This window comes from Pseudokineococcus sp. 1T1Z-3, from assembly GCF_037482365.1.
GTDB lineage: Bacteria > Actinomycetota > Actinomycetes > Actinomycetales > Quadrisphaeraceae > Pseudokineococcus.
Map to the genome: position 1 here is coordinate 104,998 of NZ_JBBHZF010000004.1, position 24,920 is coordinate 129,917.

Sequence of the window (24,920 nt, forward strand, 5' to 3'; positions counted from 1 at the left end):
CCCGGGCGATGAGAGCCTCCATCAGACCCGGTACGAGACAGTGGCGCGGTCGGCGGACGTCGTCGCCGGCCAGCGCCGCGGACGGCTGGGGACCGGCGCCGCGATGACCACGCTCGGACGCTAGGGCCTCGAGCGCGGTCGCGGTCAACGCCGTCTCCCTGGTCGTCACGGGACGCACGCAGGGGCGTGCTGCGTCAGACCTGCGCGCGGTGGAAGGACAGCGAGGACCGGCTCGCCGTGGGGCCGCGCTGACCCTGGTAGCGGGAGCCGTGCCGCTCGCTGCCGTAGGGGTGCTCGGCCGCCGAGGACAGCCGGAAGAAGCACAGCTGGCCGATCTTCATGCCGGGCCACAGCGTGATGGGCAGCGTCGCGACGTTGGAGAGCTCCAGCGTCACGTGCCCGGAGAAGCCGGGGTCGATGAAGCCGGCCGTCGAGTGCGTCAGCAGACCCAGCCGCCCGAGGGAGGACTTGCCCTCGAGTCGCGCCGCGACGTCGTCGGGCAGCGTGACGAGCTCGTAGGTCGAGGCGAGCACGAACTCGCCGGGGTGCAGGACGAAGGGCTCGTCCGCGCCGACCTCGACGAGGCGGGTGAGGTCGGGCTGCTCCTGCGCCGGGTCGATGACCGCGTACTTGTGGTTGTCGAACAGCCGGAAGAACCGGTCCAGGCGCACGTCGACGCTGGAGGGCTGCACCATCGCCTCGTCGCGCGGCTCGAGGACCACGCGCCCGGCGGCGAGCTCGGCGCGGATGTCGCGGTCGGAGAGCAGCACGGCGGTCACCGTAGCGGCCCGCGTGGCCCCGCCCGCCGGCCGCGGCGTCGCCGCCTCGGAGGCGGGCACCTCTCCCTCGTGGCGGGCCCCGGGCGTCCCGGCGCACCCCGCACCTGCCGGTATGCTCGCTGCCGCCCGCCCTTTGGCGGCGACGTGCGGGTGTAGTTCAGTGGCAGAACTTCAGCTTCCCAAGCTGATAGCGCGGGTTCGATTCCCGTCACCCGCTCCGCACCACGAAGGCCCCGACCACCTGGTCGGGGCCTTCGTCGTCGTGCTCCCGACCTGACGTCCCCGGTGGCACGACGTGCCCGGCACGAGCGCCGGCGCCCGGCACGCTCCCCAGGGCGAGCCCTCGCGAGCGGTCGGCCGCGGACGGGCGCGACCTCGCCTCCTCCGCCCGGCAGGGGTGCGCCGGGTCGACCTCGCCCGGACGACGCGTCAACGCCGCCCGTACGGCCTCGACGACCTCGTCGTCGTCCGCGCCGAGCCCTCGGGCGTCCGCGACGAGCCGTGACGCCAGCGCCTCCAGCCGAGCGCCGGTCCGGCTCGGGGCGGCGGGTGCGGCGGGTGCGGCCACGCGCGTGCCGCCACCACGCCGCGACACCACGAGGCCGACGCTCTCGAGCTCGCGGTAGGCCCGACCCACCGTGCCGACGGCCAGACCGAGGTCGGCGGCGAGCTGGCGCAGCGGCGGCAGTCGCGCTCCGCTCGGCAGCAGCCCGGCGGTGATGAGCCCGGCGATCTGGGCACGGACCTGCTCGAAGGGTGGCGTGGGGTCGTCGTCGGCGACGACGACCCGCAGCGCGTCGCTCACGCCGGCACCCGGGGGCGCCGCGCCGAGCCGCCCGGCACGAGGAGGACCGCACCGCACCACCCGAGCACCGCGACCGACACAGGCAGGGCCACGAGCAGCACGGCGGTGAAGACCTGCCACGGCCCGCTGGGGCAGTCGTGGCTGCTCGCCGCCATCGAGGCGAAGACGAGGACGCCCGCGAGCGAGGCGCTCACGAGGACTCCGACGGCAGCAGTGACGGCAGCACCGGCACGGCCGCGCAGCTGGTGGTCTGCGTCGTCGAGCTCGGGCGTACCGCCGACCGCGGGGCGGGCGGCGACGCGGCGCAGCACCAGCACCGCGGCCAGCAGACCGACGAGCACCGCCGCGGCCAAGGGCCCGCTGTAGTAGGAGCCCGGCCAGGGGCCGACGCCGAACGTCGTCGTGCTCGTGCACGAGCCCGTCAAGGAGCGCCCGGGCCGACCTAGGTCGTCGGGCGAGGCGACGGCGGTCGTGACCGCCAGCAGCGTCAGCAGGAAGGCCGTGGTGGTGATGACCAGCACGGCCGTCGGCCGCGGCACGACGTCGCGCAGGCGGCGGGTCGTCAGGGTCGCGCTGCGACGACCGGTCGTCCGGGGGCGGACGACGGCCTCGCCGACGAGGACACCGGCGAGGACACCGAGCCCCAGCGCTGCCGGGGCCAGCAGCGGGCCGCGCCCGAGCGTGCCCGTCGAGGCCAGGAGGACTGCCGCGACGACGCCGAGAGCCGTACCTGCCGCACGAGCTGCGCCTGCTCGCCGCGCGGCCGTGCGGACGAGCGGGTGGTCGGCGGCCGGGACCGGTGGGCGCGCCGAGGCGCGGAGGGCCAGACCGACGACGAGCGCAGCCAGGAGGAGGCCCAGGGGCAGGGAGATGACGAGACCTGACACGAGGACCTCCGGAGGGTGGCGAGGTGCCAAGCATCCGCCTCGATGCCTTGATGTGTCAAGACATTAAGACAAATCTGCAGCTGAGCCCTCGGCCACTCAGGCCACGGCGACCGCGGCGGCCGCGCCGGCCGCGCCGGCCGCGCGCTCGCGGTAGCTGGCGGCGGCGTCACGGAAGGCCTTGAGCGCGTAACCGGGGACCTCGAGCCCCTTCTGGTGCGCCCACAGCAGCTGGGTCTCCAGACGGGAGACCTCCCGGGCGCTGCGCACGATGTCCTCGTCCAGCCCCAGGTCGACGATGACGCCACCGAAGCCCGTGCGCTGCTCCGCCGTCGTGGCGCCGACGAGGCTGTACGCCTTGGAACGCAGCACCCGCGCCAGGTGCAGCTGCCACGGCGCCAGGGCGCCGGACTGCACCATCTCCTGCGCGGACAGCCGGTAGAAGGCGAAGTGCCCGGGCTCCTGGACCTTGATGGCGTCGACGACGGTGCGGCGGACGGCGTCCTCGCCCATGTCCGCCAGCCCCTTGCTCATCGCGGTGTAGGCGAGCATCGCGGCCTTCTCGGTCGCCGCCCCCGTCAGGTAGTACAGGAGGCGGACGACCTCGTGCACCGGCGTCAGGTGGGCGAGGGCGCCGAGGACGCGGACCCGGGCGGGGACGTCACCGGTGTTGGCCTCGACGGGCGGCATCCCGAGCCGCTGCGCGAGCTTGTCGAGCAGCACGCCATGCCGCTCCTCCTGCGGGCTCCACACGTCGGCGTAGAAGCGCCGGTCGGTCTCGCCGACGTCGGGCAGCAGGAGCGCAAGCTCGAGGACGTTGCGCTCGACCTCCATCTCCACGCGCGCCATGTAGTCGAGGGAGGCGCCGAAGCGCTCGCGGACGCCCTGGGCGTCCCGGACCGAGAAGTCGGCCGTGCCCAGGTCGATGGGCGGGTGCTTCTCGGCGAGCCGGTCCACGTGCTCGGCGATCCGGGCGGCGTCCACGGTGGGTGCGGACATCGGTGGTGCTCCTCGCGGACGAACGGCCCAGGCGCACGAGCCGCCGGGACGCAGCCCTGCTCGGCCGCGCTCTCCTCCTTCGGCGCCGGCACGGCGTGGGCTTGCCGTACGACGACGGCTCACCCGTCCGGATCGTGACCAGCCGGCGGACGACCCGTGCCCGACAGCCCAGGCCGTGAGAGCCCAGGCTTCTCAGCCCGTCGCCGTGCTCAGCCAGGTGTGCACCAGGGACACGACCGCCGAGCCCTCGCCGCTGGCCGAGGCGACGCGCTTCATCGAGCCCGACCGCACGTCCCCGACGGCGAAGACGCCCTCGACGCTCGTGCTCAGCCCGGCCGGCGGCCGCCCGTCGACCCAGGCGTCGGCCGGGACGTCGCCACCGGTCCGCAGGAACCCGTGGTCGTCGCGGGCGACGTCGGCCGGCAGCCAGTCGCAGTGCGGGTCACCGCCCAAGAGGAGGAACAGCCCGTCCGCGCCCACCTCACGCTCGGAGCCGTCACGCCTGTCTCGCAGGCGCAGCCAGGACAGGCGCGGGTCGCCGCCGCCGTCGACGACCTCGGTGTGCGGCGTGACCGTGATCCGGGGGCTCGCCTCGACCTCGTCGACGAGGTACCGCGACATGCTCGCCCCGAGCCCCTCGCGACGGACCAGGATCGTCGTGGACCGGGCGAAGCGGGACAGGTGGACGGCGGCCTGCCCGGCCGAGTTGCCCCCGCCGACGACGAAGACGTCCTTGCCCTCCATCTCCCGGGCCGCGCTCAGCGCGGCGCCGTAGAAGACGCCCCGGTTGACCAGCTGCTCGAGCGGCTCCACCCGCAACCTGCGGTAGCTCACGCCCGTCGCGACGACCACCGCACGGGCCCTGATCTCACCGCCGTCGGTGACCACCCGGTGCGGCTCGCCGGGCGCGCCGAGACGCAGCCCCTCCGCCTGCCACCCGGTGACGAGCTCCGCCCCGAAGCCGAGCGCCTGGTTGCGGGCCCGCTGCGCGAGGCGCATGCCCGAGACGCCGCGCGGGAAGCCGAGGTAGTTGCGGATCATCGAGCTGGTGCCCGCCTGCCCGCCGACGGCCTCCGCCTCGACCACCACCGTCGCGAGCCCCTCCGAGGCGCCGTACACGGCGGCCGCCAGCCCGGCCGGCCCGGCGCCGACGACGCACAGGTCGGCCACGCCGCGGGCCTCCAGCCGCGACGGCGACCCGTAGACCAGCGCGGCGAAGTCGCGCACCGACGTCGCCGCCACCGGCGGGCGCTCCATGGCCGCCACGAGCGGCCGGCCGCTCTCGGGGGAGTCGTCGACGCCGTTCGCGCGGGCGAGCTCGCGCACCTGGTGGCCGACGGCGGAGTCGGGCGCGTGGACCGACGCCGGCATGCCCATCCGGTAGCAGAAGTCGCGGATGCCGAGCACGACGGCGTCGTCGGCACCGCCGACGACGCGGACCGTCACGACCTCCGCCTCCGCGTCCTTGGAGCCCCAGTCCGAGAGCAGGTCGCTCACGGCGCCGTGGAACTCCTCGTCGCGCCGGCCCCGGGGCAGCAGCACCAGCGCGTCCATCTCCCCCCGGGCGTGCGACGTCCGCAGCTGGGGGCTCGAGGCCACGAAGAGGCGGTGGTTCGCCGCGACCATCAGCCGGGCCGTGGGCACGGTGGCGCGCCAGCGCTGCAGCACGGCGACGACGTCCTCGGGGTCCTCGGCGTCAGGGAGCCGGGCGTCGGTGACGACCAGGGCGACGCGGACGCCCTCGGCCAGCGCCCGGGCGAGCTCGGCGTCGGCGTCGGCGGCGGTCGACACCGGGCGGACGTCGTACTCCCGCTCGTACCGGCGGAAGGTCTCGCGCAGCGGCGCGCCGAACTCCTCCGCGACGAGCACGACGAGAGGCGCCGACGACGACTGGCCCGCGGCGAGCCCGTCGCGGTCCTCCTCGACGTGCACCCGCTCCTGCGTGCCCGCGCCTGTGCCGGCGGCGGTGCTGGGGCTGGTGACCACGTGCGCTCCTTGCTCTCGGTCGGAGGTCGACGGTCTCAGACGTCGTCACGGCGCGCCCGGGACGAGGCGAGGGCTGCCGGCCCGGAGGCGGTGCCCCTGCCGTCGGTGGTCTCTCCTAGCCTGCGCTCGCGCGGTCCGGACGGCCCGCGGGCAGCCGAGCACCGGGGGTGGAGTTGGCGCTGGTCGTGCACCGCAGCGAGAGCGCCGACGCGCTCGTCGCGGGGCTGGCCGACGTCCTGGCCGTGCCGCCCGCGGACCCGTTCACTCGCGACGTCGTCGCCGTCCCGGCCCAGGGGGTCGAGCGGTGGCTCACCCAGCGGCTCTCCCACCGGCTCGGCGCGCAGGGCGGCGGCCCACCCGACGGCGTCTGCGCGCGGGTCGACCTGCCCCGCCCCGGGCGGATGCTGGACGACGCCGTCGCGGCGGTCTCGCCGGAGCACGCGGACGCCGTCGAGCGGTGGGCGCCCGGACGCTCGGTGTGGGCGCTGCTCGACGTGATGGCCGAGCCCGACGCCGAGGGGCCCCTGCTGGCGGTCGCCTCCGACGAGCACGGACGGCGGCTCGCGTCCGCGCGCCGCGTCGCTGGGCTCCTCGCCAGCTACGGGCGGGCCCGCCCGGCGATGCTGTGCGAGTGGGCCGAGGGCGGCGACGGGAGGCCGGACACCGACGGCACCGGCGTACACCTGCCCGAGGACCTGGCCTGGCAGCCCCGGCTGTGGCGGCGGCTGCGCGAGCGGCTCGGGCCCTCTCCGGCGGAGCTGCTCGAGGGCGCGTGCCGGGCGCTCGTCGCAGCGCCGGAGACGGCGGACCTGCCCGAGCGGCTGTCGGTCTACGGCGCCACACGCCTGTCCCCCGCCCGCCTGGCCGTGCTGCTCGCGCTCGCGGCCCGGCGCGAGGTGCACCTGTGGCTCCACCACGCCAGCCCGGCGCTGTGGGAGGCCGTCGCCGCCGCGCCGGTCACGAGCCGGCGCAGCGAGGACACGGTGCGCCGCGGGCTCGCCGACCCGCTGCTCGGCTCGCTCGGCCGCGACCTGCTGGAGCTGCAGCAGCTGCTCGGCCGCAGCCTCGCCGAGGCACCCACCCCCGTCGTCGTCCGCGACGAGCACCTGGCGCCGGCGGTGCGTCCCGGCCCGCCGACGCTGCTCCGCCGTCTGCAGGAGGGGCTCGCCCGCGACGAGGTCCCCGCCGACCCGCCGCCGCTGGCGGCCGACGACCGCAGCGTGCAGGTGCACTCCTGCCACGGGCGGGCCCGGCAGGTCGAGGTGCTGCGCGAGGTCGTCGTCGGCCTGCTGGCCGACGACCCGACGCTGGAGCCCCGCGACGTGCTCGTCATGTGCCCTGACGTGGAGGCCTACGCCCCGCTCGTCGCCGCCGCCTTCGGCGCGGGGGCCGAGGAGGACGACGTCGCCGCGAGCGCGCACCCGGCGGCCCGGCTGCGCGTGCGCGTCGCCGACCGCGCCCCGCGGCGCACCAACCCGCTGCTGCAGGTGCTCGCGCTGCTCCTGCCGCTCGGCGGGTCCCGGGTCGAGGCCTCGGCCGTGCTCGACCTGGCCGCGCACCCCGCGGTGCGCCGCCGCTTCGGCCTGACCGAGGAGGACCTGGAGCGGCTGCGGGAGTGGACCGTCGGCACGGGCGTCCGCTGGGGGCTGGACGCCGAGCACCGTGCCGCCTGGGGCCTGCGCGGGCTGCACCAGGGCACCTGGCGCGCCGGGCTGGACCGGCTGCTGCTCGGCGCGGCCGTCGAGCTGCACCCCGCGCCCGGGACGGGCACGGCCGCAGGGGGCGCCAGCCCGGGCGGCCTGCTCGCCGGCGTGGCACCGCTCGACGACGTCGACAGCGCCGACCTCGACCTCGCCGGCCGCCTCGCCGAGCTGGTGGACCGCCTCGACGCCGCCGTCCGGCTCCTGGAGGGCCGCCGCGACGTCGCCACCTGGGCCGCGGGGCTGGAGGACGTCGTGCTCGGGCTCGCCGCCCCCGACCCCGACGGGTCGTGGCAGCCGGCGCAGCTGCACCGCGAGCTCGCCGCCGTCGCCGAGGACGCGGCCGGCAGCGACGTCACCCTCGGGCTGGCCGACGTCCGCGTCCTGCTCGACGACCTGCTCGCGGGCCGGCCGACCCGCGCCGGCTTCCGCACCGGGGCCCTGACCGTCTGCACGCTCGTGCCGATGCGCTCCGTGCCGAGCCGGGTCGTCGTCCTGCTCGGGCTCGACGACGGCGCCTTCCCCCGCCGCAGCGCCCGTGACGGCGACGACCTCCTGGCCCGCGAGCCGTGGACCGGCGAGCACGACCCCCGCAGCGAGGACCGCCAGCTGCTGCTCGACGCGATCGCCGCGACCCAGGACCATCTCGTCCTCGTGCTGACCGGCGCCGACGAGCGCTCCGGGCGCGACGTCCCCCCGGCCGTGCCGGTCGAGGAGCTGCTCGACGCCCTCGACCGCACGGCGACGGTCGAGGGCGTCGGTCCGCGCCGGGTGCGCGACGTGGTCACGACCCGGCACCCGCTGCAGCCCTTCGACCCCCGCCTCTTCGAGAGCTCCCGTCAGGGCGTCGGTGGTGCGCCGGCGCCCCGCCCGGCCAGCTTTGACGCCGCCGCGCTGGAGGCCGCCCGCGCCGCCGCCGCGCCGCGCCGCCCCGCTCCCCCGCTGCTGGCGGCGCCGCTGCCGGCCCGCGGCGGGGGGCACGACCGCCGGGGCGAGGCCGGCGAGCCGGGGGCGCCGGGCGAGCTGGCGCTGGGCGACCTGCACCGGATGCTGCTGCACCCGGCGAGGGCTTTCCTGCGGCAACGGCTCGAGGTCGCCGTGACCCGGCCGGAGGAGGAGCCCGAGGACGCCTTGCCCGTGGACCTCGACGCGCTCGCGCAGTGGGCGGTGCGCCAGCGGCTGCTGGACCGCCGGGTCGCCGGGGACGACGTGGCGCTGCTGCGCGCCGTCGAGCTCGCCCGCGGAGAGCTGCCACCGGGCCCCCTGGGTGAGCGGCTGCTGCAGGACGCCGGCCAGCAGGCCGAGAGGGTCGTCCTCGCCTCGGCCCGGGAGCGGGAGGTCGGGGCGAGGCCCGTGGACGTCGAGGCCGACCTGGGCGGGACCCGGCTCGTCGGCACCGTGGCCGGCGTCCGCGGGGACGTGGTGCTGCGGGTGACGGCGTCCCGCATCGGCGCCAAGCAGCACCTGGAGGGCTGGGTCGACCTGCTCGCCCTCTCGGCCGGAGCACCTGGGCGGCCGTGGCGCGCCGTCACCGTGGGGCGGGACGGCGAGCGCGTCGTCGTCGGACCGCTGCAGGCCGACGAGGCGCGGACGGCGCTCGGCGAGCTCGTCGCGCTGCACCGCGCCGGGCTGCGCGCCCCGCTGCCGCTGCCGCTGAGGGCCGGCTTCGCCTACGCCGCCGGCCGGCGGCAGGGGCGCAGCGTCGAGGTCGCCCGGCGTGCCGCCGCCCAGGAGTGGAGCGGCGGGCGCTTCCCCGGCGAGGACGCCGAGGAGGAGCACGTGCTGCTGCACGGCGCGGGCGCGCCGCCCGAGCGGCTGTGGGCGCAGCCGCCGTGGCCGCAGGAGAGCGGCACCGGCTGGGCGCCGGACGAGGCGGACCGCTTCGGCGCCCTCGCCCGCCGGCTCTGGGACAGGGTCCTCGACGCCGAGGCCGGCGGCGGCGCCGGCAGCAGCCCGGGCGGGGCGCCCGGGGGTGACGCCCGGTGAGCGCCGACGCCGTCGACCCGCGGCCCTTCCGGGTCGGGGACGCGCTGCCGGTCGGCACGACCCTGCTCGAGGCGAGCGCCGGGACGGGCAAGACGTGGACGATCGCGGCGCTCGTCGCGCGCTACGTCGCCGACGCCGGGCTGCCGGTCGAGGACCTCCTGGTCATGAGCTTCAGCCGCGAGTCCACCCGCGAGCTGCGCGAGCGGGTGCGGGCGCGGCTCGTCGAGGCCCGGGACGCGCTCGCGCCGGGCCCGGGCGACGGCGGCACGGACTCGCCGGACGAGCTGCTCGCCCTGCTGCGCCGCGGCGGCGCGCAGGACGTGGCGCTGCGCCACCGCCGCCTGTCCGACGCGCTCGCCTCCTTCGACGCGGCGACGGTGACGACGACGCACGGCTTCTGCCAGCGCGTGCTGACGACGCTCGGTGCGGTCGCCGACCACGACCCGCGCACCGAGCTCGTCGAGGACCTCTCCGACGTCGTCGAGGAGGTCGCCGTCGACCTGTACCTGCGCAAGTGGGGCGTGCCCGGCGCCGAGGCGCCGGAGCTGGGCGCGGAGGACTTCCGCGAGCTCGTCCGCACCGTGGCGGCCGACCCGGCGTCGAGGCTGCTGCCGGACCCGACGGACGAGGACGTGCCCGAGGTGCCGGCGCTGCGGGCGAAGGTGGCCGGAGTCGTCCGCAGCGAGCTGGACCGGAGGCTGCGCCGCGCCGGCCGCCTCGGCCACGACCAGCTCCTGCTGCGCCTGGCGCACACCCTGGAGCACCCGCAGAACGGTCCGGTGGCCCGCGAGCGCATGCGCCGGCGCTACCGGGTGGTGCTCGTCGACGAGTTCCAGGACACCGACCCGGTGCAGTGGCGGGTGCTGCGCGCCGCCTTCCACGACGACGGGCCGGCCACCTCCGGCGCGGCGCCCGGCCCCCTGGGCCTGGGTGACGGCCCCGCTGCGGAAGGCGGGCCGACCGCGTGCGTCCCCCGGGCGCTCGTGCTCGTCGGCGACCCCAAGCAGGCGGTCTACGGCTTCCGCGGCGCCGACGTGCACGCCTACCTCGACGCGGCGTCGCGGGCGCAGGACGTGCGGACGCTCACGGTCAACCACCGCACCGACGCCGCCGTGCTGCGGGGCCTGGACGCCGTCCTCGGCGGTGCGGCCCTCGGCGACCCCCGCATCCGGGTCCGCCCGCTCGACGCCCGGCACGGCGAGCGGCGCCTCGACGGCGCCCCGCCGGTGCGGCTGCGCGTCGTCTCCCGCCGCGACCTGCCCCTCGGCCCGGACGGCACCGCGCGCGTCGCCGGGGCCCGTGCGCGGGTCGTCGCCGACGTCCGGGCGCGCGTCGTCGAGCTGCTCGACGGGCCGGTGCGCAGCCTCGCGCCGCCCGCGGGAGGCCGCAGCGCCCCGGAGGACGACGACGACCGTGCCGGCGACGACGCCGGTGGTGGCACCAGGACCGGGCGGCGGCTGGAGCCCCGGGAGGTCGCCGTCCTCGTCCGCACGAACCAGCAGGCACAGCTGGTCCGCTCGGCGCTGGAGGACGCCGGCGTGCCCGTCGTCGTCGCAGGACGCACCAGCGTCTTCGGCACCCCTGCCGCGGCCGACTGGCAGGTGCTCCTGGAGGCGCTGGAGCAGCCGCACCGCACCACCCGCGTGCGCCGGCTGGCTCTCACCCCCTTCGGGGGGCTCGACCTCGCGGCGCTGGACGCGGGGGGCGACGCCGTCGTCGACGACCTGGCCCAGGACGTCCGCCGCTGGGCCCGGGTGCTGGACGACCGCGGGGTCGGCGCGCTGCAGGAGGCCGTCTCCTGGCCGAGACGTCGGGCCGGCGGCGAGAGCACGCCCCTGGCGGCGCGGCTGCTCGGCCAGGTCGGCGGCGAGCGGCGGGTCACCGACCTGCGCCACGTCGGGCAGGTGCTGCACGAGGAGTCCCTGCGGGAGGGCCTGGGGCTCAGCGCCCTGCTCGCGTGGCTGCGCGAGCGCCGCGAGGACGCGGGCCGCGACGGTGGCCTGGAGCGCAGCCGCCGGCTGGAGTCCGACGCCGCCGCCGTGCAGGTGCTCACCGTCCACGCGAGCAAGGGGCTGGAGTTCCCCGCCGTCCTCGTGCCCTTCGCGTGGGACCGGTGGCCCGGGCGGGAGCCCTCCACGGCGGTCGTGCACGACGATGCGGGGCGGCGGTGCCGCGACGTCGGCGGCCGCGGCTCGCCGGGGTGGCGCGAGCACGTCCGCGAGCAGCAGCAGGAGGACGCGGACGAGGAGCTGCGGCTCGCCTACGTCGCCCTCACCCGCGCCTCGAGCCACCTGCTCGTGTGGTGGGCGGGGTCGACGAACACCGAGGGCGCTCCCCTGCACCGGCTGCTGCTGGGCCGCCCCGCGCTCGCGGACGAGCCGGGCGGCACGCCCTCGACGCTCGTCGCCGTCCCGCCCGACGCCGACGCCTTCGCCGCGATGGCCGCCCGGGCCGCCGGCACGGACGGCGCGCTCGTCGTGGAGCCGGCGCCGCTGGAAGCACCGGCCGCGCACTGGTCCTCACCGCCGCGGGAGCGGCGTCCCCTCGCCGTCGCGACGCTCGACCGCGACCTCGACGACGCCTGGCGGCGGACGTCCTACAGCGCGCTGACCGCCGCGGCGCACGACGCCGTCCACGGCGCGGGGGCGCACGGCTCGGGGAGCGGGCGGGTCAGCGAGCCGGAGGCGGTCGTCGAGGACGACGAGCTCGGCGGCGCCGCGCCGCGCGGGCGCGCCGGGGGGCCCGACGAGGGCGCCGGGGCGCCCGACGCCGGGTTGCGCGAGGTCCCGACGCACTGGGACGGCCTGGGAGCCGGCACCCGCTTCGGGCTGCTCGTCCACGCCGTGCTGGAGGAGCTGGACCCCGCCGACCTCACGAGCGCCCCCGCCGCCGAGGGCCGCACGGCGTCGGGCACCTCGCCGCCGGCGGGCGACCCGGCCCTGCGGGCTCTCGTCGCCGAGCAGGCGGCCGTCACCGGCACGGCCACCGACGTCGACGGCCTCGTCGCGGCCCTCGCCCTGGCCCTGGCGACCCCGCTCGGACCGCTCGCGGGGGAGCTCGCGCTCGCCGACGTCGCCGCGGCCGACCGGCTGCCCGAGCTGGACTTCGAGCTGCCGCTGGCCGGTGGGGACGACCCGACCGACGCCCGTCCGCTGCTCTCCGGGTTGGTGCCGCTCTGGCGGGAGCACTGCCCGGGCGGGCCGCTGGCGGGGTACGCCGACGCGCTGGCCGACCTCGGGCCGGCCGAGCTGCGCGGGTACCTCTCCGGGAGCGTCGACGCGGTGCTGCGGGTCCCTTGCACCGCCAGCGGCACCAGCACCGCCGGGGTGGCGGGCGCCGGCGGCAGCGCTGGGCACCGCTACCTCGTCGTCGACTACAAGACCAATCGCCTCGGGGTCCCGGACACGCCGCTCACGGCGTGGGACTACCGGCCGCAGGCCCTGGAGGACGCGATGGTCGCGGCGCACTACCCCCTGCAGTCACTGCTGTACCAGGTGGCGCTGCACCGGTTCCTGCGGTGGCGGCTGCCCGGATACGACCCGGCGCGGCACCTCGGTGGCAGCCTCTACCTCTTCGTCCGCGGCATGGTCGGGCCGGACGTGCGCTGCGCCGACGGCTCCCCGCCCGGCGTCGCCGCCTGGGCGACACCACCGTCCCTGGTGCTGGCCGCCTCGGACCTGCTGGCTGGGCGCCCGTGAGCGCCCACGCCGCCGACCTCGCCCTGCGGGCCACGGGGCTGCTGCGCGAGGCCAACCGCGCCGGGCTGCTGAGCGCGGCCGACGTCCACGTCGCGACCCGCCTGACCGCGCTCGCCGGGGAGGAGGACGACGCCGTCCGGCTGGCCGCCGCCCTCGTCGTCCGCTCCACCCGGCAGGGCTCCGTCGTCCTGGACCTCGCGACCGCCCGCGAGACCACGAGCGCGGACGCCGAGCCCGGCGACGAGGACCTCGCGGACGTCGCGGGAGCGCCCGGGACCTCAGGGGCGGGAGGCACCGGGGCGGCTCCAGCCGGGAGCGCCTCCGCGGGAGCGGGCACGGGCGCCGACGACCTGGACTGGCCGGGCGAGGACTGGGCCGAGCGCGTGGCCCGCAGCCCGCTGGCCGGCGGGCCGCTGCGGGTGCAGGGCTCGCGCGTGTGGCTCGGGCGGTACTGGGACCAGGAGGAGCTCGTGGCGCGCGAGCTCACGGCCCGCGCCGCCGACGTGCCGGACGACGTGGACGCCGACCTCCTGCGGGCCGGGCTCGCGCGGCTCTTCCCCCGCGAGGAGGACGCCGACCAACGAGCCGCCGCCGCTTGCTGCGTGCTGAGCCGCGTCAGCGTGCTGGCCGGCGGACCGGGGACGGGCAAGACGACCACGGTCTCGAGGGTCGTGGCGCTGCTGCGCGAGCAGCACCCCACCTGGCGCGTGGCCCTCGCCGCCCCCACCGGTCGGGCCGCGGCCCGGCTCACCGAGGCGGTCCGCTCCTCGGCGCAGGACCTGCAGCCGGAGGACCAGGCCCGGGTCGCCGACCTCGCGGCGACGACGCTGCACCGCCTGCTCGGGTGGCGCCCCGGCACCCAGAGCCGGTTCCGCCACGACCGGCACGACCGGCTGGCGCTGGAGGTCGTCGTCGTCGACGAGAGCTCGATGGTCTCGCTCACGCTGATGGCCCGGCTGCTGGAGGCCCTGCGGCCGGGCACGCGGCTCGTGCTCGTCGGCGACCCCGACCAGCTGGCCTCGGTGGAGGCCGGTGCCGTGCTCGGCGACGTCGTCGACCGCGAGCACCTGGGCGACCGCTCGCCGCGGCTGGCCGCGGCGCTGGCCGACGTCATGCCCGGTCCGCGTCCGCAGGCCGACGGGGCGGTCGCCGGCCGCGAGCCCGCCCCGACGCCGGACCGGCCGGTCAGCGTCCGTGACGGCGTCAGCGTCCTCACCACGGCTCGGCGCTTCGCGAGCGGCGGCGCCGTCGACCGGCTCGCCGCGGCGGTGCGCGAGGGGCGCGAGGAGGAGGCGCTCGCCCTCCTGCGCGCCGGGGAGGACGGCCTGGAGCTGGTGGAGGTGGGCACCGACCTGGTGCCCGAGGCGCGGCTCGGCGGCGTGCACGAGGACGTCGTCGGCGCCGCGCGCGACCTCGTCGCGGCGGCGCGGCGCGGCGACGGCGGGAGCGCTCTCGCCGCCCTGGACCGGCACCGGCTGCTGACGGCCCACCGCACGGGTCCTCGCGGGCTGCGCCGGTGGACCGAGCTGGCCGAGCGGTGGACGGGAGCAGCCACCGGCACGGCCCGGGAACGACGTCCCGACGGGCACCACGTCGGCGAGCCCCTGCTCGTCACGGTCAACGACCAGCCCAGCGGCCTCATGAACGGCGACGTCGCCGTCCTCGTCGATGACGGGGAGGGCGGCCTCTCGGCGGCGGTCGGGACGGCGGGCTCGCCGCGCCGGCTGCCGCTCGCCCGGCTGCCCTCGGTCCGTCCCCTGCACGCCATGACGGTGCACCGCAGCCAGGGCAGCCAGCTCGACGCCGTGACCCTTGTGCTGCCGCCGGCAGGGTCACCCCTGCTGACGCGGGAGACCCTCTACACCGCCGTGACGCGTGCGAGGCACCGCGTCCGGGTGGTGGGGGACGCCGAGGCCCTGCTGGCGGCGGTCGACCGACCGGCGGCCCGGGCGTCGGGGCTGCGGGAGCGGCTGCGCGTCACCTGAGCCGGCGGTGATGCGGCGCGGGAGCTCTGGCTCAGCGGTGGTCGGGGTAGTCGCGGCGCTCGTCGACGTACTCGACGCGGTCGGTGCGCTTCTGCGTGGTGAACATCTGAATCATGCCGATGACGAGCGCGAGCGCTCCTGCGGCGATGCAGACGAAGCCGACGATGTTGAGGTTGATGCCGCTGACGACGTCGGCGTCGACCGCGAAGCCGAGGATGCCGCCTGCCACGAGCAGGAAGATGCCGGCCCCGATGCCGCTCATGTCGTCTCCGTCCCGTCGCGTCTGCGACGTGCGCTGGGCCACCTGGCCGGCGACCGGTCGTCAGTCATCGTGTCGCCGGAGGCCCCGCCTCGCCAGCCGACCGGCCGGAGCGGGGCGCACCGCGCTCCTCGCCGGCCCACGGCGACGCCACAGCGCCGGCACAGCCGGGCTGCCGACGCTCAGCTCGACCAGCCGGAGAGACCGGCCGCACCCGAGGAGAGACGATGAGCGCCCACCCCTGGCCCCAGCCCACCCGTGACGACGACCCCACCCGTGACGTCGAGGCCGCCCGTGACGTCGACCCTGCCCGTGACGACAGGGCGGCGACGGCGGGCGAGGCCGCCCCCTCCCCCGAGGCCTCGCCCGCCGGGCCTGCGGTGACGACGGCCGCCTCGCCCGTCGAGACGCCGTCGCGGCGTCGGCGCCGACCGGGCCTCGCGCCCGTGCTGGCGGCGTGCAGCGCGCTCGTCGTCGGGCTGCTCGGCGGCATCGGCATCGGGGCCGCCGTCGCGGCACCGGACGGACCGACCGCCGTGACCTCGACGTCGGCGACGACGGACGGCGCGGCCGACGGCACCGCCCAGGTGCCCGGAACCGCCCCGATGGGCGCCCCGCCCGGACCACCGCCCGAGGGCATGGCCCCGCCCGGCACCCAGGCCGGGCCAGGAGCAGAGGCGGCCCCCGGCACCGGGAGCGTGCCCGAGGCGACGGAGGACGCCGAGGCCGCGGAGACGACGCAGACCTGAGGAGCACAGGACAGCGCAACCTGCTTGCAGTGCCAGCAAGCCCTTGCGGATCCGGCGGCACTCCCGCCCTACGATCGCCGTCGTGAGGACGAGGTTGGCCGACGTCGCGGTGCGGGCCGGCGTGAGCGAGGCGACGGTCAGCCGTGTCATCAACGAGAAGCCGGGGGTCTCACCGGCCACCCGCGAGAAGGTCCGCGCCGTCCTCGACGTCCTCGGCTACGCCGACCGCTTCCTGCCGCCCACGGCCGCGGGGCTCGTCGGCGTCGTCGTCCCCGAGCTGAGCAACCCGGTGTTCCCCGGCCTCGCGCTCGCGGTCCAGACCGGGTTGGCCGAGGCCGGGTACACCCCGGTCGTCTGCTCCCTCGTGCCGGGCGGCGTGCACGAGCAGGACTTCGTGCGGGTCCTGCTGCAGCAGAGGGCCTCAGGGGTGGTCTTCTGCTCCGGGGTGCACGCCAACACCGAGGCCGACCACCAGCCGTACCGGCAGATGCTCGAGCGGGGCCTGCCGGCCGTCTTCGTCAACGGCTGGACGGCCGACGTCGACGCACCCTTCGTCTCCACCGACGACGCCGCCGGCGTCGACCTCGCGGTCGAGCACCTCGTGGGCCTGGGCCACGAGCGGGTAGGGCTGGCGGTGGGTCCGCCCCGGTACGTGCCGTCGCTGCGCAAGGTGGCGGCCTTCCACGACGCCGTGCGGCGGCACCTGCCCGGGGTGGTGGCCCCGGGCGACGTCGACTCCCTCGTCATCAGCACCCAGTACCGGCTCGAGGGCGGCGCGGCGGCGGCGCGCGCCCTGCTCGACCGCGGCGTCACGGGCCTGGTCTGCGCCTCCGACGTCATGGCGCTCGGCGCGGTGCGCGCCGTCCGCGCGCGCGGCCTGCGGGTCCCCGAGGACGTCTCGGTCGTCGGGTACGACGACGGCCCGCTGCTCGACCTGACCGACCCGCCCCTGACGACCGTCGCGCAGGACCTGGCGGCCGTCGGCACCGCTGCCGCGCGCGCCCTGCTCGCCGAGATGCGCGGCGAGCCCGGCGTGCGCGGCGAGCTGCTGCTGCGGCCCCGCCTCGTCGTCCGGGGCTCGACGGCCCGGGCCCCCGCGGCTCTCGCCGCCCCGCGGCCGACCGGCACCCGGGCAGTGGTGCGCAGATGTGACCGTGCACGGTCACATCTGCGCACCACTTCGCCACCGTCGCCGCCCGAGACCGCGCACAGGTCCGATCGCTGCTAGGTGTACGTGATGAGCGACATCAACGCGCCGGTGGCCGGGGTCGACGTCGGGGGCACCAACATCCAGGTCGGCCTGGTCGGCGACGACCACCAGGTCCACGAGCGCGCGAAGCGGCCGACGCCGACCGAGGGGCCGGACGCCGTCCTCGACACCATCGCGGCGATGGTCGAGGACGTCGGCGGGGACCCCGTCGCGGTCGGCGTCGGCATCCCGGGCGTCGTGCACGCCGGCCAGGTGCTCACCGTGCCGAACCTCTCCGGGTGGGGCGACGACGTCGACCTGGTCGGCGGCCTCGCCGAGCGGCTCGACCCACCGGTCACCCTCGGCAACGACGCCAACGTGGGACTGCTCGGTGAGTGGGTCGCCGGCGTCGCCCACGGGCACCGGGACGTCCTCGGGCTGTGGATCGGCACGGGCATCGGCGGCGGGCTCATCCTCGACGGGCGTCCGTACGAGGGCTCGCGCGGCTCGGCCGGCGAGGTCGGCCACGTGCTCGTCCTGCCCGGCGGCGCGCTGTGCGGCTGCGGGCGTCGCGGGTGCGTCGAGGCCTACGCCGGCCGGCGCTCCATGGCCGGCGTCGCCGCCTCGCTGCAGGACAGCGGCCGGGAGACGGAGCTGTTCGAGATCATGGCGGACGAGGACAAGCCCCGGCCGACCTCGAAGGTCTGGGCGCGGGCGCTGGAGGAGGGTGACCCGGTCGCCACCGAGCTCCTCGACACGGCCGTCGAGCACCTGGGCGTGGCGGTCGGCTCGGCGGTCAACCTCCTCGACGTCGACCTCGTCGTCCTGGGCGGCGGGCTGCCCGAGAAGCTGGGGCAGGACCTCGCCGACCGGGTCGAGGCGGCGGCGCGCCCCCGGATGCTGCGGCCCAGCCCCGAGCTGGCCTTCGTCGTCTCCTCCCTCGGCGACGACGCCGGGGTCGTCGGCGCGGCGGCTCTCGCCCGGGCGTCAGTCATCGCCGGCTGACGCGCCGCCCGGCCGGGGACCTCTCCGCTCTCGGAGGCAGGCCAGCCCGTTGACACTGACTGAACGTACGGTCAGCATGGAACATGGCCGACGAGCGCACCGCCCGCGAGCGCATCCGGGACGCGGCGCTGGAGCTCTTCGCCGAGGCCGGCGTCGCGGCGACGCCGGTGCGCGCGGTCGCGGCGCGGGCGGGCGTCTCGACGGCGCTCGTGATGCACCACTTCGGCTCCAAGGACGCCCTGCGCACGGCCTGCGACGAGCACGTCGCCGCCACCGTCCGGGCACGCAAGACGGCGTCGGTCGGCGCGGGGGCGGACCCGCTGGCGGCGCTGCGGGCGTCGGGCGACGGGCCGCCGCTGCTGAGGTACCTGGCCCGCACGCTCCTCGACGGGGCGCCGCAGGTCGCCGACCTCGTGGACGAGATGGTCGCCGACGCGCAGGTCTACACCGAGGCCGGCGTCGGGACCGGCGTCGTCCGTCCCACCGACTTCCCCCGCGAGCGGGCCGTGGTGCTGACGATCTGGTCGCTGGGCAGCCTCGTGCTGCACGAGCACGTCAGCCGACTGCTCGGCACGGACCTCCTCGGCGACCCCCGGTCGACGGGCGGCTACACGCTGCCCGCCACCGAGGTGCTCACCCGCGGCGTCATCACCGAGCCCTCCTACCAGCAGGTACGCGCGGCGTTCGCGGCGCTGGACGCCGAGCGGACGGCACCGGACCAGGAGACGCCGGACCAGGAGACGCCGCACCGGGGGGAAGGACGATGAGCGAGAAGTCAGCTGCGGTGGTCGCCCGCGACCTCGTCAAGGACTACGGCAGCCACCGGGCTCTCGACGGTCTCGACCTGCGCGTGGAGCGGGGGGAGGTCCTCGGCTTCCTCGGACCGAACGGGGCCGGGAAGTCGACCACCATCCGGCTGCTCCTGGACCTGCTGCGCCCGACGTCCGGGGATCTCCGGGTGCTCGGCGAGAGCCCACGCGAGGGCGGGGCGGCGCTGCGCTCTCGCATCGGCTACCTGCCCGGCGAGCTGGCGCTGCCGCGCACCGGCTCGGCCGGCGCGGTGCTGACCCGGCTCGCCCGGTTGCGCCGCGGAGCGGGCGAGGACGCCCTCGCACCGCTCGCCGAGCGGCTCGGCCTGGACCTGCGCCGGCCGGTCCGCAGCCTCTCCAAGGGCAACCGGCAGAAGGTCGGGCTGGTGCACGCCTTCGCGGCCGAGCCTGAGCTGCTCGTGCTCGACGAGCCCACCTCGGGCCTCGACCCGCTCCTGCAGCGAGAGTTCCTCGCCCTGGTGCGCGAGGCCCGTGACCGCGGCGCCACCGTCTTCCTCTCCTCCCACGTCCTGGGCGAGGTCGAGGACGTGGCGGACCGGGTGGCCCTCGTGCGCGCGGGGCGCGTCGTCGACGCGGGCGACGTCGCTAGCCTGCGGCGGCGCGCCGGCCAGCACGTCGAGCTGGTGCTCACGGGCCCCGAGGCCGACGACGGGAAGGTGCGCGAGGGCCTCACGGGCCTGCCGGGCGTCACCGGCCTCGCCGTCTCCACCACCGACGCCGGGACCCGGGTGACCTGCCTGCTGCACGGCGACCCCGACCCGCTGCTGCGGGCCGCCGCCCGCTACCGGGTCACGCGGTGGTCGGCGCAGGACCGCGAGCTGGAGGAGCTCTTCCTGGACGCCTACCGGGTCGGGGACGACGCGAGGGGGGTCCGCGCATGAGCGGCACGGCACCCGCCCTCGGGACCGCGCCCGTCGGGGCGGTCGCGCGCCCGGTGCTGCGCGAGCGCCGGCGCGCGGTGGCGCTGTGGTCGGTCGCCGTCGCCACCGTCGCGGCCGTCTACATCGCCTTCTGGCCGTCGCTGGGCGAGGACGACGCCCTCGCCGACTACGTCGAGGCGATGCCGGCCGGTGTCGTCGAGGCGATGGGGCTCGACGCCGTCGCCACGGCCGGCGGCTACCTGTCCGCCACGGTCTACGGCGTCCTCGCCCCGGCCCTGCTGCTGGTGCTCGCCATCGGGAGTGGCGCCCAGCTGCTGGCCGGCGGCGAGGAGGACGGCACGCTCGAGCTGGAGCTCGCCGGCCCGGTCAGCCGGCGCCGCACCTACCTCGAGCGGGCGGCTGCGCTGTGGGCCGTGGTGACGGTGGTGGTCGCCGCCCTCACCGCGACGGTGCTCCTGGCAGCCAGCGCGGCCGCGATGGACGTCGACGCCGGGCACGTGCTCGCGGGAGGTGCTGGGCTGCTGCTGCTGGCGGGCGCCCTGGGCACGGTGGCGCTCGCCGTCGGCGCTGCGACCGGACGGCGGGCGGCGGCGCTGGCCGCAGCGGCCGGGCTCGCCGTCGTCTCCTTCGTCGCCGACGCCCTCGGCTCGCTCGTCGAGGGCGCGTCGTGGCTCACGCAGCTGTCGCCCTGGTCGTGGTACCTCGGCGGCGAGCCGCTGCTCACCGGCTGGGACCCGGCCGGGCTCGCGGCCCTGGCTGGGCTCGCCGTCGTCGCCGGAGCGCTCGGACTCCTCGCGGTCGAGCGGCGCGACCTGCTCGTCTGAGCACCGCCCCTGCGCCGGTACGTCGTCGTGGACGTGCCGGAGGCACGTGGCCTCGCACGCACGGAGCCCCCGCAGCCGGGTCGGCTGCGGGGGCCCCGTCGGTCGTGCGTCGGTCCGGCCTCAGGTCACGGCAGGACGGTGATCTCCTGCTGCACCTGCTGGCCCGAGACGGCACCGGTCGCCGTCGCGGTGTACGTGCCCGGCGGGATGCGCCCTGGCACCCGCACGACGGTGCTGCCCGCGCCGTCGGCGTCGGTGCGGACCCGACCGAGGCGGATGCCCTCCGCCTCGAGCGTGACGGCCTCGAAGCCCTGGAAGCCGGTGACGTCGACGCGCACCCGCTCGCCGCGGGTCACCTCGGTGGAGGCGAGGGTGACCTGCGGCCCGCTCGGCTCCTCGGGGGCCTCACCGACGGTGACGCGGTCGGTGTAGTCCTCCGGGGACAGCGGGCTGAACTCCCGGATGAACTGGGCGAAGGCGTCGAAGTCGATCAGGCCCGTGATCTCGCTGTCGGACTCGGCGAACACGGTGAAGTTGTCACCGCCGGAGGCCAGGAAGCTGTTGGTCGCGACCCGGTAGGTCGCGTCCAGGTCCAGCAGCTCCCCGCTGACGCGGATCGTGTCGACGAGGATCCGCTCCCCCGCGGGCGCGTCCGGGTCGTAGCTCCACGTCAGCTCCTCCGACGGACCGAGCGCCAGGAACGGGCGTGAGGAGCCCTCGGGCTGCCACTGCTGCTCCAGCATCGTCACGACCTGCGCACCCGTCAGCGGCACGATCACCAGGTCGTTGGCGAACGGCGTCACGGTGTTCGCCTCGGCCAGGGTGATGACGCCGTCCTCGCCGAAGAGCAGGTCCGCCCGCAGGCCGCCGGGGTTGACGACGCCGAAGTCGGCCTCCTCCACCGGCGTCAGCGTGCTGCCGTAGACGTAGGAGTCCGCGACCAGCCCGCCGAGGGAGCTGTAGGAGCCGCGGTCCTCGCGGCCCCCGGCGTCGAAGGCCCGGGTGATGTCGGCCGTCAACGACCCCAGCACCTCGCTGCCGATCTCGTCGGCCACCGCCTCGGCCGCCGCGACCGTCTCGGCGATCGCCGCGACCCTCGGGTAGGTCGCGACCAGCTCCTCCTCGGGCACGTCGGTCAGCTCGAGGTTCTCCACCGTCGAGGCGGTCACCTCACCGCTCTCGCGGTCCACCGTGAGGGTGATGCGGGAGAGGTTGTCGGCGTAGGCGCCGCCCTGGACGACCGGACGGGTCCGGTCGGTGCCGGGCACCGGCACCTGCCACGCGTAGGTCTGGTGCGTGTGCCCGGTGAAGATGGCGTCGACCTCAGGGCTCACGCCCTCGACCATGTCGGTGAAGGCGTTGTCGAGCGCCAGCTGCTCCTCCAGAGAGCTCGTGCCCTCGCCGTCCGGCGCGCCCTCGTGCGCGGACAGGACGATGACGTCGGCCTCGTCCCCGACCCCGTCGGTCAGCTCGCCGACGACGCGGTTGGCCGCCTCGGTGATGTCGCCGAAGACGACGCCCTCGATGCCCGCCGGGGAGACCAGCGACGCCGTCTGCTCGGTGACGACCCCGATGACGCCGACGCTCACGCCGTCGACCTCGTGCAGGGAGTACTCCGGCAGCAGCACGTCGCCGGACTCGTCGTAGACGTTGGCCCCGAGGATCGGGAAGTCGGCCAGGCCGCTCTCCCCGTTGACGCCGACCCGCTCCAGCAGGTCCTCGATGCCCCGGTCGAACTCGTGGTTGCCGACGGCGCTGGTCTGCAGCCCCAGCTCGTCGAGCACCTCGATCGTCGGCTCGTCCTGCTGGATCGAGGAGACGAACGGCGAGGCGCCGATGTTGTCCCCCGCCGACAGCAGCAGGGTGTCGCCGACGTCCTCGCGCTCGCGCTGCTGCTCGACCGTGCCCCCCAGGGCGACGGCGTCACCGAGGCGGCCGTGGAAGTCGTTGATGCCGAGCAGCTGCAGGACCGCGTCGCCCTCCTGCGCGGCCCCCGTGGCCAGCCCGACGACGACCGGGTCGTGGTCGGAGGCCCGGTAGGGGTCGGGGGAGAAGTAGGGCAGGTAGCCGTCGTACTGGTAGGCGTAGGACTCGACGGCGTTGATGTCCCACACGTCGGCGCCCGTCACCAGCTCCTGCGCGGCCGAGGCCGAGGCGAAGACGTGGTCCAGGCTGCCGCTGCGTCCGGAGAACACGTAGGTCTGGCCCGCGTCGTAGGCCGACCCGAGGTCCACGTACCCCGCCTCGGCGAGGACGGCCAGCGGGTCCTCCATGGTGTAGCTGTTGAAGTCGCCGAGCAGGAAGACGTCCTCGGGGGCGTCCTCGATCTCCTCGACGAAGGCGACGAGCCGCTCGGCCTCCGCGACGCGGGTCGCGTTGCTGGCGCCCTGCCCGTCACCGGAGTCCTCGTCGCCCTCGCGCGGCGGGCTCGCGACCGACCCCTTGGACTTGAAGTGGTTGTTCACGGCCATGAACTGGGTGCCGCCGGCCTCGAAGACCTGGGCGAGGGGCTGGCGGGCGCGGCCCACCCACTCCTCGTCGTCGTCGACCACCGACTCCCCGACCGGCGACACCGCGGCCGGCTGGTAGATGAAGGCGTTGCGGATGACGTCCTGGTCCTCGACCGGCGGCAGGTCGGCCGGGGAGGGGACGAAGGCCCACGTGCCCTCGCCGGCCGCGGCGTTGAGGGCGTCGACGAGCGTGGCGAGCGCCTCGTCGCGGTCCTCGCCGAGGGCGGCGCCGTTCTCGATCTCCTGGATGCCGACGACCTCGGCGCCGAGGGCGTTGATCGCCGAGACGATCTTGGCTTCCTGGCGCGCGAGGCCCTCGGGCCCGTCGGCGCCGCGGGCCCGGCCGCCGAAGGTCGTGAAGTAGTTGAGGACGTTGAAGCTGGCCATCTGGACGTCACCGCCGACGTCCTGCGGGGCGTCGGTGCGCGGGTTGGCGTCGTCGAAGGTCGCCTTGTCAGTCGTCTCCGCCGTGACGGGCGTCGTCGGCTGCAGGCGCCAGGCGCCGAAGCGGTAGTCGAGGACGTACGAGCGGTCGCCGAGCGACGCCAGCTGGTCCCCGACCCGGACCGGGTCGTCGGCCGAGCCGTAGCTGGGGGCCTGGCCGGCGCCGGACAGGTTGGTGCTGCGGCCGTCGTCCAGCAGCAGCGCGCTCTCGGCGTTGGCCTGCTCGTAGGCGATGGCCTCCTCGCCGGGGGCGACGACGTCGGTCGCCGTCCGCAGCGGCTCGTCGCGGGAGGTGAGGGCGATCTCGCCGAAACGGTTGAGGTTGTAGACCTCGGTGACGGTCGCGGTCATCCCCTCGGGGACCTCGAGGAGCATGCCCTCGACCTGCTCGCGCACCGAGTCGGGCGCCGCCATGCGGTCCAGGACGAAGGGCCGCGGCAGCGCGACGTCGCGGGCGCACAGCGCGATGCTGTCGGCGGTGACCTGGGTCAGGCCGAAGAACTCGCCGACCTCGCCCGTGACCTGGACGCTGTCGCCGACGGCGAGCCCGGAGGTCCCGGGGCCGAAGACGTTGACGGCGGTCGAGCGGACGCCCGGTCGCGCCGTGGGGTCCTGGACGTAGACGGTGCCGAGACCCTCGGGCGAGGTCGTGACGACGCCGGCCACCGTGACGGTCTCCCCGACCAGCGGGCTCTTGGCGCCGGTGCCCTGCACCGTGGTGATGGGTGTGAGGCCCTCCTCGACGCACTGCGCGGGGTCCGGCTCGGGCTCCGGCTCCGGCTCGGGGACCGCCTCGTCGTTGCGGACGCCGAAGCTGTTGGTGTCGGTGGCGACCCACTCGCCGTCAACCAGCTCGATCGAGGCGCCGACGGGGGTGTCGCTGCCCTGCGTCACGCCGACGTCGGTCGAGGTGACCTCCTGGCCGGCGAGGGTGGTGGTGAAGGTGCCCTCGTAGGAGAGGAACTGCACGAGTGCGCCGCTCGCGTCCAGGAGCGCGATGCCGTCGGGCGCGCCGTTCTGCAGGCCGGGGAAGTCGACGACGACGACCCCGGAGTCCCCGACGACGCCGGAGAGGGTCTTGGGCCCGTAGGTCGCCCCGCCGTTGCCGTTGACCCCGACGACCGTCCAGCCCGTGAGGTCGGTGCCGGGCTCGGCCTGCACCTCGACGCGCTCGCCCTCGTCGGCGCCCACGTTGTCGTAGTGGAACTCGCTGATGAAGGGGCTGCCCTCGGGGGGCTCGACCGCGGCGGCGGGTGTCGCGAGCAGCGTCCCTCCGACGACGACGGCGGTGGCTGCGGCGAGGCCGCGGGCGGCGGGGCGCGCGGCGCTGCGCCAAGGAGCAGCCGCCGGCGGGGGCGCTGCGGGGTGTGGAGCTCGTGGCACGGAGGTCCTCCGGTGTCGACGGCG

16 protein-coding genes and 1 tRNA gene are annotated in these 24,920 nt (G+C 76.6%); 10 read left to right on the forward strand and 7 right to left on the reverse strand.

The annotated features are described in order from the left end of the window. Window positions 1–194: 194 nt before the first annotated feature. Window positions 195–770 (reverse strand): dCTP deaminase, encoded by a 576-nt coding sequence (gene dcd / locus WDV86_RS02455; protein WP_339566000.1) that lies wholly within the window; start codon window positions 768–770, stop codon window positions 195–197. Between the two features lie 155 nt (window positions 771–925). Here dcd and WDV86_RS02460 point away from each other — a divergent pair. Further along, window positions 926–996 (forward strand) — tRNA-Gly (locus WDV86_RS02460). On the opposite strand, the gene WDV86_RS02465 is transcribed toward WDV86_RS02460, so the two are convergent. The 4 genes from WDV86_RS02465 to WDV86_RS02480 all read right to left on the reverse strand — a co-directional run bounded on the left by WDV86_RS02465 (window position 988) and on the right by WDV86_RS02480 (window position 5,453). Continuing rightward, the gene (locus tag WDV86_RS02465; RefSeq protein WP_339566001.1) at window positions 988–1,584 is read right to left on the reverse strand and encodes a GntR family transcriptional regulator; all 597 of its coding nucleotides are present in this window, start codon (window positions 1,582–1,584) and stop codon (window positions 988–990) included. The genes WDV86_RS02460 and WDV86_RS02465 overlap by 9 nt on opposite strands. After that, complete coding sequence (locus WDV86_RS02470) at window positions 1,581–2,471, reverse strand: hypothetical protein (RefSeq protein ID WP_339566002.1); 891 nt, start codon at window positions 2,469–2,471, stop codon at window positions 1,581–1,583. The genes WDV86_RS02465 and WDV86_RS02470 overlap by 4 nt, the downstream gene beginning before the upstream one ends. A 96-nt stretch (window positions 2,472–2,567) precedes the next feature. Beyond that, complete coding sequence (locus WDV86_RS02475) at window positions 2,568–3,467, reverse strand: GTP-binding protein LepA (RefSeq protein ID WP_339566003.1); 900 nt, start codon at window positions 3,465–3,467, stop codon at window positions 2,568–2,570. A gap of 192 nt (window positions 3,468–3,659) precedes the next feature. Further along, window positions 3,660–5,453, reverse strand: coding sequence for an NAD(P)/FAD-dependent oxidoreductase (locus WDV86_RS02480; protein WP_339566004.1), 1,794 nt, complete (start codon window positions 5,451–5,453; stop codon window positions 3,660–3,662). A gap of 167 nt (window positions 5,454–5,620) precedes the next feature. On the opposite strand from WDV86_RS02480, the gene recC reads away from it, so the two are divergent. The 3 genes from recC to recD are packed head-to-tail and all read left to right on the forward strand — an operon-like array spanning window position 5,621 to window position 14,822. After that, window positions 5,621–9,139: an exodeoxyribonuclease V subunit gamma gene (recC, locus tag WDV86_RS02485; protein WP_339566005.1), complete on the forward strand. Its 3,519-nt coding sequence runs from the start codon at window positions 5,621–5,623 to the stop codon at window positions 9,137–9,139. Further along, complete coding sequence (locus WDV86_RS02490) at window positions 9,136–12,837, forward strand: UvrD-helicase domain-containing protein (protein ID WP_339566006.1); 3,702 nt, start codon at window positions 9,136–9,138, stop codon at window positions 12,835–12,837. The genes recC and WDV86_RS02490 overlap by 4 nt, the downstream gene beginning before the upstream one ends. After that, window positions 12,834–14,822 (forward strand): exodeoxyribonuclease V subunit alpha, encoded by a 1,989-nt coding sequence (gene recD, locus WDV86_RS02495; protein WP_339566007.1) that lies wholly within the window; start codon window positions 12,834–12,836, stop codon window positions 14,820–14,822. Before WDV86_RS02490 ends, recD begins: the two co-directional genes overlap by 4 nt. Before the next feature lie 31 nt (window positions 14,823–14,853). On the opposite strand, the gene WDV86_RS02500 is transcribed toward recD, so the two are convergent. Beyond that, window positions 14,854–15,084 carry a DUF6458 family protein gene (locus WDV86_RS02500; RefSeq protein ID WP_339566008.1) on the reverse strand — a complete coding sequence of 77 codons (231 nt, stop codon included), beginning with the start codon at window positions 15,082–15,084 and terminating at the stop codon, window positions 14,854–14,856. Between the two features lie 224 nt (window positions 15,085–15,308). Here WDV86_RS02500 and WDV86_RS02505 point away from each other — a divergent pair, with 224 nt between their 5' ends. From WDV86_RS02505 to WDV86_RS02530, 6 genes are all read left to right on the forward strand, one after another. Continuing rightward, window positions 15,309–15,830: a hypothetical protein gene (locus tag WDV86_RS02505; RefSeq protein ID WP_339566009.1), complete on the forward strand. Its 522-nt coding sequence runs from the start codon at window positions 15,309–15,311 to the stop codon at window positions 15,828–15,830. A gap of 82 nt (window positions 15,831–15,912) precedes the next feature. Next, window positions 15,913–17,058 carry a LacI family DNA-binding transcriptional regulator gene (locus WDV86_RS02510; protein WP_339566010.1) on the forward strand — a complete coding sequence of 382 codons (1,146 nt, stop codon included), beginning with the start codon at window positions 15,913–15,915 and terminating at the stop codon, window positions 17,056–17,058. 9 nt (window positions 17,059–17,067) lie between these two features. Next, window positions 17,068–18,024, forward strand: coding sequence for an ROK family protein (locus WDV86_RS02515; protein WP_339566011.1), 957 nt, complete (start codon window positions 17,068–17,070; stop codon window positions 18,022–18,024). 83 nt (window positions 18,025–18,107) lie between these two features. Continuing rightward, window positions 18,108–18,791: a TetR family transcriptional regulator gene (locus tag WDV86_RS02520; RefSeq protein ID WP_339566012.1), complete on the forward strand. Its 684-nt coding sequence runs from the start codon at window positions 18,108–18,110 to the stop codon at window positions 18,789–18,791. Then, window positions 18,788–19,735, forward strand: coding sequence for an ABC transporter ATP-binding protein (locus WDV86_RS02525; RefSeq protein WP_339566013.1), 948 nt, complete (start codon window positions 18,788–18,790; stop codon window positions 19,733–19,735). Before WDV86_RS02520 ends, WDV86_RS02525 begins: the two co-directional genes overlap by 4 nt. Next, window positions 19,732–20,559 carry an ABC transporter permease subunit gene (locus WDV86_RS02530; RefSeq protein ID WP_339566014.1) on the forward strand — a complete coding sequence of 276 codons (828 nt, stop codon included), beginning with the start codon at window positions 19,732–19,734 and terminating at the stop codon, window positions 20,557–20,559. The genes WDV86_RS02525 and WDV86_RS02530 overlap by 4 nt, the downstream gene beginning before the upstream one ends. 125 nt (window positions 20,560–20,684) lie before the next feature. On the opposite strand, the gene WDV86_RS02535 is transcribed toward WDV86_RS02530, so the two are convergent. Then, the gene (locus WDV86_RS02535; protein ID WP_339566015.1) at window positions 20,685–24,896 is read right to left on the reverse strand and encodes an ExeM/NucH family extracellular endonuclease; all 4,212 of its coding nucleotides are present in this window, start codon (window positions 24,894–24,896) and stop codon (window positions 20,685–20,687) included. Between the last annotated feature and the right edge of the window lie 24 nt (window positions 24,897–24,920).

Bases quoted from the DNA above. Each gene is read 5' to 3' on its own strand.
- WDV86_RS02475 (WP_339566003.1), bottom strand. From the start codon at position 3,467: ATGTCCGCACCCACCGTGGACGCCGCCCGGATCGCCGAGCACGTGGAC.
- WDV86_RS02500 (WP_339566008.1), bottom strand. From the start codon at position 15,084: ATGAGCGGCATCGGGGCCGGCATCTTCCTGCTCGTGGCAGGCGGCATC.
- WDV86_RS02505 (WP_339566009.1), top strand. From the start codon at position 15,309: ATGAGCGCCCACCCCTGGCCCCAGCCCACCCGTGACGACGACCCCACC.
- WDV86_RS02515 (WP_339566011.1), top strand. From the start codon at position 17,068: ATGAGCGACATCAACGCGCCGGTGGCCGGGGTCGACGTCGGGGGCACC.
- WDV86_RS02520 (WP_339566012.1), top strand. From the start codon at position 18,108: ATGGCCGACGAGCGCACCGCCCGCGAGCGCATCCGGGACGCGGCGCTG.
- WDV86_RS02525 (WP_339566013.1), top strand. From the start codon at position 18,788: ATGAGCGAGAAGTCAGCTGCGGTGGTCGCCCGCGACCTCGTCAAGGAC.
- WDV86_RS02530 (WP_339566014.1), top strand. From the start codon at position 19,732: ATGAGCGGCACGGCACCCGCCCTCGGGACCGCGCCCGTCGGGGCGGTC.